Below are 12,869 nucleotides of genomic sequence, written 5' to 3' on the forward strand. Positions count from 1 at the left end.
TTTTCGGGGCGACACAAGCCGGATTTCAGACCTTGCTGAACGCCGGCGCGCTTGATGCGCATTCCGCGTGAACTAGGCGTTTTTGCCGAGGCAGCGGAGGGTCATTTCCCGCAGGACCTGCTCCTGTTCGCTGGAGCGGCGGATGATTTCCTCGAAGGCGATCAGGAATTCCTGCTGGTTGTCGATGAGATCCTTCATGGACGGAAGCCGCGAGGCGAGGCGGCCGAGATACCAGGTGTTTTGGCTGAACAGGTTAAAATTGGTTTTCTCGGTGACGCCGGCGAAGTGGCGTCCGTAGGAATCGGGCGAGGCGAGTTTTTCGAAGGAGGATTTGTCGATGCCGTAATTGCCCATGCGCAGGTCGCCGGCATGGACGAGGGCGCGGATTTGAAGCAGCAGGCGGTTGCGGCCTTGAAGCGAACTGATGAGCGGGCGGGCGTCGCCGCCGTTGAAGAAGTGGCGGTGAATGGCGTCGAGTGTGCGCTGGAGGTTTCCGCTGAAAAATGCCTCGGTGGCCTCGAAGAAATCGCCCTCGGCGATATTGGGCGTGAGTTCGGCGATGTGGGCTTCCTCGATCACGGTTTCGCCGTCGTTGAGGTAGTTGGCGAGTTTGTGGACTTCCTCGATGAGGAGGCGCGTGTTGAGGCCGATTTTGGCAAGGAGGAGCGGGAGGGCGTTGGCGCCGAAAGTGACGCCGAGGGTTTGCGCTTCCGCGGTGACAATGGGGGCGAATGCCTCGGGCTTGTTCTTGTCGGATGAATCCCCGCCGCAAAGGGTGAAGTCCGCGTTTTTCTCGCACCATTTGTAGAAGCTGCGGCGCTTGTCGATGGGCGCGGCGGTGATGAGGATGGCGACTTGCCCGGGGTTGTTGGCGGCGAGGATTTCCCGGAGGTTGTCGACTTGGGCGAGCGTTGACTCGGCGCGCCCGGTCTGGTTGTCGGCGAGGAAGGTGACGTCCTTGAGCCAGACGAGGCGGCGGTCGCCGAACATGGAGATGGTCTGCACACTGTCGCGGAAGCGGTTCACGGCGGCCTCGACCTCGGCGACGTTGTTGGCGGTGCCGTTGATGATTTCGCGTGAAAACTCGTCGGTGATGGTCGCGGCGATTTCATCGTAGCGCGCCTTGCCTTCGCGGCTGACGAGAAAATCGTCGGCGCCGCAGATGAAGATAAAGGGTTTGGCGGAAGCTGGCATGTCGTCCCCAAGATGCGAACGGCGGCGCGGGGTAACAAGAAAGAATCAAGTTTTCGGGCGATTTAATCGCGGGAGGGCGGGGCGCGCCGCGACCGGTCAGCCTTTTTTCTTTTTCTTGATTTTGGGTTTGGGCGGCACGCGGTTGATCTTCACGTCGACGGCCTCGAAGCCGTCCACATGCTCAAGAATGTTGTCCCGCTGCACTCCGTTGAAAACGCTGTCGCGCACGGTGATGTTGCTGATGGGCGATTTCGCAAAACCGCGGAGGTAGAAGGCATACGAGCTGGACTGGCTTGTCATGTTTTCGATCACGACATTGCGGAGGACGGGCGTGTGCGCGCCTTTCGCGCCTTCCTCGTAATTAAAATCGACGTGCACGACGGCGTCGGCGACCTGGCCGACCTGAATGTTGCGGAAGTAGATGTTTTCGATCACACCGCCGCGCACGGCGTTTGTTTTGAATCGGAGCGCGCGGTCGAGGTGCGGGCTGTCCATCCGGCAGTTTTCAACAAAGACGTTGCGGCAGCCGCCGGAGATTTCGCTGCCGATGGTGACGCCGCCGTGGCCGTCTTTCATCACGCAGTTGCGGATGATGATGTTTTCAGAGGGGACGTTGACGCGGCGTCCGTCGTTGTTGCGTCCGGACTTGATCGCGATGCAGTCGTCGCCGGTGTCGAAATACACGTCCTCGATGAGCACATCGGCGCACGATTCGGGGTTGCAGCCGTCGTTGTTGTGGCCGTGGGAGATAATTTTCAGGCCGCGCACGGTTACGTTTTGGCAGAGCACGGGGTTGATTTCCCAGAAGGGCGAGCGGAGGATCGTCACGCCTTCGATGAGGATGTTTTTGCAGTTGTAAGGCTGGATGAAGGGCGGGCGGAGGTTTTCGCCCTTGCCGTAGATGCGTTTGCGCGGGTCCATTGTTTCGATGGGCTCGTCGGCCTGGCGCATGAGGGTGTTGCGGCTGTCGGAGCCAGGCGGCTGGCCGGGCACGCGGTTTTTGGAGAGGTCGTGCATGGCCCACCAAGTGTCGTCGGTGGCCTGTCCGTCGAGCGTGCCCTTGCCGGTGATGGCGATGTTTTCCTGTCCGTGGGCGTAGATGAGCGGCGAGAAGTTCATGAGCTCGACGCCTTCCCAGCGCGTGAAAATATTCGGCATGTAGCGGTCGGGGTCGTTGTAAAATAGGAGCGTGGCACCCTCGGCGAGGTGGAGGTTGATGTTGCTTTTGAGGTGAATCGGTCCGGTGAGAAACGTGCCCGCGGGGACAAGCACCGTGCCTCCGCCGGCGGCGGCGCAGGCGTCGATTGCCTTGCGGATGGCCTCGCTCGAGTCGCCCTTTCCATCGGCCGTCGCCCCGTATTTGGTTATTGGATACACGCGGTCGGGAAACGAGGGCGCCTTGATGCGCGCGAGAATCTTGGGAACCCCGGCCCAAGGGTCGGGCGCGCCGCCGGCGGAAACAAAATCGGGCGCGCAGGCCGCGATGAATGCGGCGGCGGCGAGGATGCGTGTGAGGATGTGTTTCATGGGTGGTTTTGTTTTTTTGCGAACGGAAAGTCAGCCTAGGTTTTTGGGGCCGAAGGCGCGCGGCAGCAAGATGTCGAGCGTTGTGTCGAGGAGGTCGTCGCTGTCACAAATGGAGATAACGCGGGCTTGCGGGCCGAATTCGTTGATCACCTGGCGGCACGCGCCGCAGGGCGAGGAGGCGGTTTTTGTGGGCGTGTAAACGACGACGCAGCGCACCTCGCGCTCGCCTCCCGCGACCGCGGTGAAGATGGCGGTGCGCTCGGCGCAGTTGCACAGGCCGTAGGATGCGTTTTCGACATTGGCGCCGGTGTAGGTTTTGCCGGAGCCGGCGAGGATTGCCGCCCCGACGGGAAACCCGCTGTATGGGGAGTGGGATTTTTTCGCCGCGGCTCGCGCGAGTTTCTTCAAACGCTGCACGGTTGCGGAGGGAATCTTTTTCATGGGACGAAAAGTGTGAGGTTGGGGAGATGAAAAAACTAAATTAGGACACGTGGCAATTGTTTCCGTATCGCCCTCAAAAGTCTTGCGCTTTTTCCCCGTCAAGACGTGCTCAATGCAACTCCCATGAACTGGCTCTTCGAACAGTCCACCATTGATGACATCAAACGTGTTTCGTTGCATATCGTCGGACACCTGCCCAAGGCGCTCGTTTACATAGTATTCATCACGGTATTGTATTTCATCGCCAAGCGGCTGCTGCTCTTTTTGTCGATGCGCACCAGCGCCACGTTTGCCGAGCCCATGCGGCGCGCGACCAAGTATTTTTTTGTTTTTGTCGGCGTGATCGCCGTGTTCGGCGCGTTCGAGGCCGACCTCGGCAGCCTTTGGGCGATGATCGGCACGGTGGCCGCGCTGATCGCCGTCGGGTTTGTCGCCATGTGGAGCGTGCTCAGCAATCTTTCGTGCACCGTGCTGATTTTGTTTTTCCGGCCGTTCGAGGTTGGCGACGATATTGAGTTCACCGATCCCGCCGGATTGCGCGGCAAGGTCATCAACCTTAATTTTGCCTACACGACATTGCAGGACGACGAGGGTCGCCTGATCCAGATTCCAAACAACCTCTTCTTTCAACGCATCGTAAAACGCCGCCCCGGGGGCAAGGTTGTCGAGACCACGCTGGCCGAGCAACTTTACAAGGACGAACACCACAAGGAGGGCTGATGGCGCGAGGTTTTTTGCAGCGCATGCGTCCGGCCGCCGTCATCCTGTTTGCGCTGGCCGGCCTTGCAACGATGCCGGCGAAGGGCGGCGCAAAAAAAGCCGACGCAATCGTCGCCGCCGACGGCTCCGGCGACTACAGGACGGTGCAGGAGGCCATCAATAAAACCCCGCAGACAACCTCGCGCGACAATCCCTGGATTATCCTCGTCAAACCCGGCGACTACAATGAGACCGTTTACATCCAGCGCGAGAAACGCGGTGTGCGGCTCGTCGGCGAGGACGCGGCCACCACGCGCATCACCCATAACCTCAATGCCGGCGCGCTCGGCGCGAACGGCATGCCGCTCGGCACATTTCGCACTGCCACGCTCCATCTCGACGCGGACGATTTCACAATCGAAAACCTCACGATCGAAAACAGCGCCGGCAACACGGGACAGGCGCTCGCCATTCGCGTGGACGGCGACCGCGCCGTGTTTCGCGGCTGCCGATTTCTCGGTTACCAGGACACGGTGTTCATCAATCGCGGGCGCCAGTATTTTGAGAACTGCGAGATCACGGGCGCGGTCGATTTTATATTCGGGGGCGCGACGGCGTGGTTCGAGAACTGCGACATCGTCTGCCTCCGTAACAGTTACATCACCGCGGCGAGCACGCCGAAAGAAAGCGTGCACGGCTACGTTTTTTCGCGCTGCCGCGTGACTGCCGCGAGCCCCGGAATCAAAACGCATCTCGGGCGCCCCTGGCGCATGCACGCCGCGACGGTGTTTATGAATTGCGAATTCGCCGACTGCATTCGTCCCGAAGGCTGGCAAAAATGGAACGTCGCCGATCCGGCGGGGACTGTTCGTTACGCCGAGTATCGCAACACCGGCCCCGGCGCCGCGACCAGCGGGCGTGTGTCGTGGTCGAGACAACTTACCGATGCCGAGGCCGTCGCAATCACAATCCACGCCGTGCTCGGCGGCACGGATAATTGGGAGCCGCGGAAACAGAGGAAGGACTGAAGGGCTGAAAGACTGAAGATCTGAAGGAATGGTTTCGGCTCACCGGGACGGTTCGCCCTACCAGGGCGGCGCGAGCGACGCCTCTATTTCAAAAATCCGCGCACGATTTCGTAGAGTTCCTCGGATTCGAGAAGGAAGGAGTCGTGGCCGAGGTCGGTGGTGATTTCTGCGTAGCTGGCGCGCTTGCCTTCGCGGAGCAGGGCGAGGACGATTTCACGGTTTTGCTCCGGGGGGAACAACCAGTCGCTCGTGAAGCCGACGACGAGTGTTTCGGCCTCGATTTTCTCGAAGGCTTTTTCGAGCGAACCGTGGGCCTCGGCGAGATCGAAGTGGTCGATGGCGCGGGTGATGTAGAGATAGGAGTTCGCGTCGAAACGATTGATGAAGGCCTCGCCCTGGTAGCGCAGGTAGCTTTCGACCTCGAACTGCGCGTCGAATGTGTAGGCGGCGGTGGAGCTTTCGGCGGCGGTGCGCTTGCGCCCGAACTTGCGGTCCATGCTCGCGTCGGAGACGTAGGTGATGTGCGCCATCATGCGCGCGATGGCGAGCCCCACGCGCGGGCCTCCGTTTTTGGGATAGTCGCCGTGGTTCCAGTCGCGATCCTGCATGATGGCCTGGCGTCCGACTTCGTTGAAGCCGATGCCTTGCGCGCTTTCGCGGGCGGTGGTGGCCATGGGCAGGAGTTTGCGAACAAAGGCGGGATATTCAATGCCCCATTGGAGGACTTGCATGCCGCCCATCGAGCCGCCGATCACGGCGTAGAGCGATTCGATGCCGAGGGAGTCGATCAGGCGTTTTTGCGCGCGCACCATGTCGCGGATGGTGACAAAGGGAAACGTCATGCCGAACACGCGGCCCGTTTGCGGGTTGATCGTGGAGGGGCCGGTCGAGCCCTGGCAGCCGCCGAGGCAGTTGGAGCAGATGACAAACCAGTGGTTGGTGTCGACCGCTTTGCCGGGGCCGATGAGGTTGTTCCACCAGCCGGGCTTGCGGTCGGCGAGGGTGTGGATGCCGGCGCTGTGGTGATCGCCGCTGAGTGCGTGGCAGATGAGGATGGCGTTGTCGCGCGCGGGGTTGAGGCGTCCGTAGGTTTCGTAGCGGAGCGTGAAGCCGGGGAGTTTCTGGCCGCTTTCAAAAACAAACTCGCCGGTCGAAACAAAATCGCGCGGCTGCACGATCCCGACTTCCCCGGGTTCGGCGCGTTCGATTGTGTTTTTGCCAGCGGCGTCGTTCATGTTGTGCGTGCGGGTTTTTCGGGAGTCGAAAAACGGGCGCTTGGTTTATGCCATCCATTCAAACGAAAATAGCAAGTGCGCGAGTCGCATCAGGCCGTAGCCGATCAGCCCCGTCACCGGTATGGTGAGCACCCAGGCCCAGACGATGCGCCCGACGATGCCCCACTTGACCGCGCTGAAACGCTTCACCGAGCCGACGCCCATGATCGAGGTCGAGATGACATGCGTGGTCGAGAGCGGCACGCCGAAATGCGTGGCGGTTTCGATGACCATGGCGGCGGTTGTCTCGGCGGCGAAGCCGTTTATGGGCTGAAGTTTTACCATCTTGTGGCCCATGGTTTTGATGATGCGCCAGCCGCCCGCGGCGGTGCCGGCGGCCATGGTGAGCGCGCAGGCGATGATGACCCAGGTGTGCACTTCCATCGTCTCGACGCGCAGGAACGAGAGCCATTCGGGCAGGTCCTTGAACGCGCCTGTTTGCGTGCCGGTGAGGAGCGCGAGGGTGACGATGCCCATGGTTTTTTGCGCGTCGTTGGAGCCATGGCTGAAACCCATCCACGCGGCGCTCATCACCTGGAGTTTTCCGAAAATCATGTTGATAAAGCGCGGTCGCACGCGGCTCAACGCCTTGTAAAGCGTGAACATGACGATCGCCGCCACCACAAACCCGACGCACGGCGCGATCAACATGGGGCCGACGACCTTGGGCCAAAGGCCGGTGGCCCAGTGGAGCACGCTCCAGTCGCCGTGCGTGGAGGCGAGCGCCGCGCCGCAGAGCCCGCCGATGAGCGCGTGGCTGGAGCTCGACGGCAGGCCGAGCCACCAGGTGAAGACGTTCCAAAAAATCGCGCCGAGCAGTGCGCAGAGCACCGTGGGCATCGCGATCACGCTGGTGTCCACGATTCCCGCGCCGATTGTCTTCGCCACGCTGGTGCCCATGATGAGCGCGCCGGCGAGGTTCATGACGGTGGCCAGCAGGATCGCCTGGCGGGGCGTGAGCACCTTGGTGGAGACGACTGTGGCGATGGAGTTGGCGGTGTCGTGGAAGCCGTTGATGTATTCAAAGGCGAGCGCAGTCAGCAGGACGATCAGGAAAAGAGTCATGTGGGATCGTGGCGAGTGTGATGGTGCGGAAAAAATGCGATAAAGACATGAATTGAATTCGAATCGCTGGAGAATTTCACGCAGATTCGCGGGTAAGAGAAAAAATTCAGGGGGGCGGCTTTTTGAACACGGCTTTTGAAGATGGCATGGCGGAATGGCTCCGGGTTAAGGGCGTTTGTCGTCTGAAGGGCGGTGCGGATATTTTTTCTGTGCAGTTTTAACGCATTGGGACGCGACGAATTATGCCGCGTCGGGGTTTTGCTCCAAGCGACAGTCCGCCATGGTTGCGCCGCTTTGGCTTGGCGCCATTCCGTCCTGACTCCTTCAAAATTTCTCCTCCTTACCATCCCATGCCATTTCAATTTTTTCGCCCGGCGTCCGGAAATAAAATCGTTGACTGTCTCAAATAATCTGATGAATGAGGCGCCTTTTTTTTAATTAACGCTCATTAAGCAAGTCATGCACGCAAAGAGAATGACAACACAGGACAAAATTAGGCGGGCGGCCTTAAAACGATTCGCCTCGCAAGGGTTCGATGGCACGGCCATGTCCGAAATCGCAAAGGACGTCGGGATTAAAACCCCCGGCCTCTACGCTCACTTTGCGGGCAAGACCGAGCTTTTCCTCGATCTTGTGAGTCTCGTAATTGAGCAGGAACTTTCCTACACCCAGCAATTCCTCAACGAACCCGGAACCCCCGAAAAACGTCTCTCCGCGTTCCTTCGCGAAACTGGCCGGCGCTTCGAGTCCAGTCCGCAGCTGCGCTTCATCCTCAACGCCGCCTACGTTCCCCCGCGGTCAATCGAAAAAAAGATCGCGAAGTCCATGCAGGGTTATTTCGACGGGATTGAGCAAATTGTGCAGAACGTCTTCAAGAACCTGCCGCCATCACGAATGACCTCCCGGCAGCTTGCCGCGGCCTACATCGGGATCATCGATAGCCTCCAGGCGGAGCTGCTCTACGGGGGACATGAGAAATTCCAAAAACGCCTTGATGCGATGTGGGCGCTTTTTTGCCTCGCAATCAAATAGTGGGCGCGTCGCGCGCCGTCGCATTCAACAAGATTCCGGATACCGGAGAGGAACTATTATGAAGAATCAACACGTCATCAGTGGAAAAAAGGAAGCCACGCTGGGCCTGCTCGTCCTGCTGGGCGCCTTTACCGCATTCGATTCCATAGCGATCGACATATACCTGCCCGCCTTCAACGTCATCGAGTCCGACCTTAATCTCCGCGCCGGATTGATGCCGGTGTCGCTTTCCGTGTTCCTCATCGGACTCGCGCTCGGGCAGGCGATCAGCGGACCGATTGCGGACGGTCTTGGGCGGCGCATCCCGTTGCTCGCGGGCGTTGTCCTCTTCGGCGCGGCTTCCTGCCTGGTGGCTGTTTCCACGAACGCCACCATGCTCATGACCGGCAGACTTCTTCAGGGAATCGGCGGGGCGACCGGTCTTGTTATTCCGCGCGCCATTGTCAGCGACCTGTATGAGGCGAACCAGGCGACAAGGATATACACCTTTCTTATTCAGGTGCAGTCGATCTCTCCGATCCTTGCGCCCATCATTGGTGGTGTGATACTCAGCCTCATAGGCTGGCGCGCGATCTTTTGGGTTCTCGTGGCCTTCGCCTTGGCCGCATGGGGGTTCGCGTGTTTTTTCATTCCAGAAACCCAACCGATTCAGATGCGTTCGCGCCTCACTCCCGCGGGCGTATTCAAAGACTACTGGGAGATTATAAAGAACCGGCGTTACCTCGGAATGGCGCTCTCCAGCGGACTGATCATGGGAACGCTCTTCACTTACATCAGCGGGTCATCCTTTATTTTCATGACGCATTTCGGGATGTCGCCAACTGTCTACAGCATCATGTTTGCGGCCTATTCCGTCGGCATGATTCTGGTTGGGCAGTGGAACATGTATTTATGCTCCCGCATGAGTGTGCGGAAAAATCTTAGGTTTGGCTTTACTGTCCACCTCGGTTGCCTCGGCGTGCTGCTCGCGGCCCTGCTGCTCGGCGTTGAAAACGCTGTCGTCGTTTGCGGGCTGTTGTTCTGTGCGATATCCAGCCTTAGTTTTCTGTTCGGTGGGCTCACCTCCGAGGCCATTTACTGTGTCAGCGCCCAGCGTGCGGGCACCGCTTCCGCGTTGCTCGGCGTGGTGCAATACGTCATCGGCGGAGGGGCGGGCATTCTGCTTGGACTCATTCCCAACGGCACGTTGTTCCCTCTGGTTTTGCTCCTCTGCGCCTGTTCCGCGCTCGCCCTCATGTTCTGGCGATCCGCCAGTTCGCTCGCAAGTTTTCGCATCGTGAACACGACCGTATCCGTCGCCACGGAGGAAGACCGGCAGTCGGTATCCTAGGAATTTTTGAAGGGACCGGGCCCATGCTCGTTGATTAATTAAGTTGACCGAAGGAAGGGGAGTCGGAGCATCGCGGGCATGCCCCGCATGATGCAAATCCAGTATCCGAATACCCGTTACCGCCTGATCGACCGCAACAATTACAAGGCGGAGCCAATGGAGTCGTGCCGGTCAGCGACTCCTTCCGGCGCGTCGGTCTGGTAGATTGCGAAAAGCTGGACATGGGCAGGCTCTCAAGCGTGCGCAACTACATGAGTAGAAATCAAACCAAGGTCTATAAAGTCAACAAACAGCGTCCATCCCCCTTCAAAAATCCATCGCAATGGACAATGATGAAAAATTAACAAGTCTCGGATTGCCCCCTTTTTTACCTCTTTGCTCCTTCAATAAAATTAATCGACGTCTCAATAGATCTTTTCCAATGAAATCCGCCAATCTAGAAACTTACGAAAAATATAAAAAATTAGCTGAGGAGGGTATTAACCAGTATCAGTTGATTGGCGCATTGAAAAATGAAGGTTATTCAATATTGGAAGCGATGAAAGTTTTAAGGAGAATATATAGCATATCATTAGGAGATGCGAAAGAGGCTATTACTAAACATCCTGACTGGAAATCTACTGTATTGGAGTCACAGGGTCTGCATGACGATTTTGAGCAAGCCATAAACAACCATCCGAACACCCCGAACACCCAATAACGCTAACCGGTGTTTTTTTCTAGCTGAAGGTATGATCCAGAGAGATAGGCAACACTTAATCCGGGGTGATAGGTTACACTTTTGGGCATTATTATGCCTTGGAAAACTATCACCCACATGGACGAGATTATACGCTTTGTAACACTCGCGCAGACGGATCGTTTTACGATCACCGAGCTGTGCGAGTAATTTGGCATCAGTCGCAAGACCGCTTACACGCACCTTGATCGTTATGCAAATTTCTGAAGGAAATTTTCAAAGGGCTCGGAACGTTGTTTTTTGATTGAATCGTGTCGGGCCGGATGCGTTCTGCTGTTCAGAACCGGGTTGGTGCGGCATTTGGGATTGCGCTGAGGGGCGGCCAGCTTCGTGGTGGTTTTATCCCACCACCGACTCGCGACGCATCAAAATGTGAACAGGGCATGCGCGAGGCGCATCAGGCCGAAACCGACGAGGCAGGTGATCGGCAGTGTGAGCACCCAGGCCCAGACGATGCGTCCGACGATGCCCCACTTGACCGCGCTGAAACGCTTCACCGCGCCCACGCCCATGATCGAGGTCGAGATGACGTGCGTGGTCGAGAGCGGCACGCCGAAATGCGTGGCGGCCACGATCACGCACGCTGCGGAGGTTTCGGCGGCGAAGCCGTTTATGGGCTGAAGTTTTACCATCTTGTGCCCCATGGTCTTGATGATGCGCCAGCCGCCCATCGCGGTGCCGGCGGCCATCGTGATGCCGCAAAGAAGAATGACCCAGGTGTGCACCTTCATCTCGGGCGTGCGCAGAAACGATAGCCATGAGGGCAGGTCGTCGAACAGGCCGCTGGTGGTGGCGGTGCAAAGCGCGAGCGTGACGATGCCCATGCCTTTTTGCGCGTCGTTGGAGCCGTGGCTGAAACCCATCCACGCGGCGCTGACGATTTGCAGCTTGCCGAAAATCATGTTGATGAAGCGGGGGCGCACGCGCTTCAGCACAATGTAGAGAATGCTCATCACAATCACCGCCACGCCGAAGCCGATGCACGGGGCGATGAGCATGGGCATGATGACCTTGGGCCAGATGCCGATGATGTTGCCCGCCGCGTCAACATCCGACCAGTGCAGCACGCTCCAGTCGCAGTGCGCCGAGGCGACCGCCGCGCCGCAGAGCCCGCCGATGAGCGCGTGGCTGGAGCTCGACGGAAGGCCGAGCCACCAAGTGAAAAGATTCCAAAAAATCGCGCCGAGCAGCGCGCAAAGCACCGCGGGCATCGTGATCACGCTCACATCGACAAGTCCCGCGCCGATTGTCATGGCCACGCTGGTGCCCATGATGAGCGCGCCGGCGAGATCGACGGTGGCCGCCATCATGACGGCCTGGCGGGGCGTGAGCACCTTGGTCGAGACGACTGTGGCGATGGAATTGGCGGTGTCGTGAAAGCCGTTGATGAACTCGAACGCGAGGACGGCGATGATGACGATTAGGAAAAGGGTCATGGCGTGGCGCGGCGACTGCTGGGCGGCGTGCTGAGGTTATCGGTGGGAGATTGCCGACGGGCCGCTCAGGAGTATTTCAGCACGATTTGGAAAATCACGTTTCCAGCGTCACGGCAGCGGTCGATTGCCTTTTCAAGCATTTCGAAAAATTCACCGAGAATGACGGTTTCCTTCGCATCGTAGGGGCCCTGGTAAAGTTCCTTTATCAATTCGAGCAGGTGCCGGTCGCCCTCGCCCTCGATGAATTGCAGGCGCGTGTTGTCCTCGCCGATGCGCTCCATGTTGGCGCCGCCGCGCAGCTGCTTGACCATGCCTACGACGCACTCGGCGGCCTTGCTCAAGTAGGCGGCTTGCTGGATCAGGCTTTCGCGGGGGAGCTTGCCGGGATAAACCGAGATGCGCGAAACGAGCTTCTCGACCGTCTTGGGGATTTTGTAGAGCGCGGTCGAAAGCGCCTCAATATCCTCGCGCTCAATGGGGGTCACGAAGGTGCGGCAGAGTTCCTCGGTGATGCGGTTGTTGATTTTTTTGTCCTTGCGACGGTTGTGAATGAACTCGTCGAGATCGGTGGAGGAATTGCGAAACGCGTCCAACCGTTGGAGAAAGTTTGAAAGGAGCTTGGTGCTCGTGAGCGACTCTTCCGCGCTGGCTTCGAGAAGATCGTAGAATTTCTGGTCTTTGCCGAAAAGCTTTTTGAGAGAGATCATGAGGGAAGCTCAGAGGTTGGGAGATTCGATGCGACTTGGGAAATGAAAATTTTGAGAAAATCAAAGTTCATCGTAATGTGGCAGTGGACAATTGATTGCACTTCCTCCGGCGATTACGCGAAAAAACGGAAAGACGGCCATGATGGAGGCGGGCGCGGAGTTTTTTGGGCGGACGGGTGTAATTGTGATTGGTGGCAAAACTTTTTGCCAATGGGTTTTGCGCTCTCCATCAAACCGCCGCCATTTGCCGGTCACCGTTGCGGGCGAATGCGGGTAAACTCACACCGTTTTTACCGCGGGGGAGTTGGACGCTTGGCACGGGACATGCTCATTACATGCATGGTCAGTTCTGATCATGTGGTCGGCGGGAGGTCGCCGGGAGTTCTTTGAAATTGCG

General features: G+C 58.4%; 12 protein-coding genes. 5 read left to right on the top strand and 7 right to left on the bottom strand.

Annotated elements, in window-relative coordinates:
* Positions 1–72 precede the first annotated feature (72 nt).
* The 3 genes from holA to CKA38_RS06475 form a co-directional block, all read right to left on the bottom strand.
* On the bottom strand, positions 73–1,194 hold the full coding sequence (gene holA / locus CKA38_RS06465) for a DNA polymerase III subunit delta (protein WP_108824751.1): 1,122 nt from the start codon (positions 1,192–1,194) through the stop codon (positions 73–75).
* A gap of 96 nt (positions 1,195–1,290) precedes the next feature.
* Positions 1,291–2,721 (bottom strand): glycoside hydrolase family 28 protein, encoded by a 1,431-nt coding sequence (locus tag CKA38_RS06470; RefSeq protein WP_108824752.1) that lies wholly within the window; start codon positions 2,719–2,721, stop codon positions 1,291–1,293.
* Positions 2,722–2,751: 30 nt separating this feature from the next.
* A complete protein-coding gene (locus CKA38_RS06475) occupies positions 2,752–3,162 on the bottom strand; it encodes a cytidine deaminase (RefSeq protein WP_236919197.1) in 411 nt (136 codons plus the stop codon).
* Positions 3,163–3,285: 123 nt separating this feature from the next.
* On the opposite strand from CKA38_RS06475, the gene CKA38_RS06480 reads away from it, so the two are divergent.
* On the top strand, positions 3,286–3,882 hold the full coding sequence (locus CKA38_RS06480) for a mechanosensitive ion channel family protein (protein ID WP_108824753.1): 597 nt from the start codon (positions 3,286–3,288) through the stop codon (positions 3,880–3,882).
* Positions 3,883–3,905: 23 nt separating this feature from the next.
* A complete protein-coding gene (locus CKA38_RS06485; RefSeq protein ID WP_108826454.1) occupies positions 3,906–4,889 on the top strand; it encodes a pectinesterase family protein in 984 nt (327 codons plus the stop codon).
* Positions 4,890–4,972: 83 nt separating this feature from the next.
* Here CKA38_RS06485 and metX read toward each other — a convergent pair whose 3' ends face one another.
* Both metX and CKA38_RS06495 read right to left on the bottom strand, forming a co-directional pair.
* Positions 4,973–6,124, bottom strand: coding sequence for a homoserine O-acetyltransferase MetX (metX, locus tag CKA38_RS06490; protein WP_108824754.1), 1,152 nt, complete (start codon positions 6,122–6,124; stop codon positions 4,973–4,975).
* A gap of 45 nt (positions 6,125–6,169) precedes the next feature.
* Positions 6,170–7,228: an inorganic phosphate transporter gene (locus tag CKA38_RS06495; protein ID WP_108824755.1), complete on the bottom strand. Its 1,059-nt coding sequence runs from the start codon at positions 7,226–7,228 to the stop codon at positions 6,170–6,172.
* A 546-nt stretch (positions 7,229–7,774) separates the two neighbouring features.
* Between CKA38_RS06495 and CKA38_RS06500 the strand changes: the two genes are divergently transcribed.
* The 3 genes from CKA38_RS06500 (at position 7,775) to CKA38_RS06510 (ending at position 10,290) form a co-directional block, all read left to right on the top strand.
* A complete protein-coding gene (locus tag CKA38_RS06500) occupies positions 7,775–8,260 on the top strand; it encodes a TetR/AcrR family transcriptional regulator (RefSeq protein ID WP_236919199.1) in 486 nt (161 codons plus the stop codon).
* A gap of 58 nt (positions 8,261–8,318) precedes the next feature.
* A complete protein-coding gene (locus tag CKA38_RS06505) occupies positions 8,319–9,590 on the top strand; it encodes a multidrug effflux MFS transporter (protein ID WP_161554774.1) in 1,272 nt (423 codons plus the stop codon).
* Between the two features lie 421 nt (positions 9,591–10,011).
* Positions 10,012–10,290: a hypothetical protein gene (locus CKA38_RS06510; RefSeq protein WP_108824758.1), complete on the top strand. Its 279-nt coding sequence runs from the start codon at positions 10,012–10,014 to the stop codon at positions 10,288–10,290.
* A 404-nt stretch (positions 10,291–10,694) separates the two neighbouring features.
* On the opposite strand, the gene CKA38_RS06515 is transcribed toward CKA38_RS06510, so the two are convergent.
* Positions 10,695–11,765, bottom strand: a complete 1,071-nt coding sequence (locus tag CKA38_RS06515; RefSeq protein WP_108824759.1) for an inorganic phosphate transporter — start codon at positions 11,763–11,765, stop codon at positions 10,695–10,697.
* A gap of 65 nt (positions 11,766–11,830) precedes the next feature.
* Positions 11,831–12,472 carry a DUF47 domain-containing protein gene (locus CKA38_RS06520; protein ID WP_108824760.1) on the bottom strand — a complete coding sequence of 214 codons (642 nt, stop codon included), beginning with the start codon at positions 12,470–12,472 and terminating at the stop codon, positions 11,831–11,833.
* Between the last annotated feature and the right edge of the window lie 397 nt (positions 12,473–12,869).

Origin of the sequence: Ereboglobus luteus, assembly GCF_003096195.1 — a bacterium.
Lineage (GTDB): Bacteria > Verrucomicrobiota > Verrucomicrobiia > Opitutales > Opitutaceae > Ereboglobus > Ereboglobus luteus.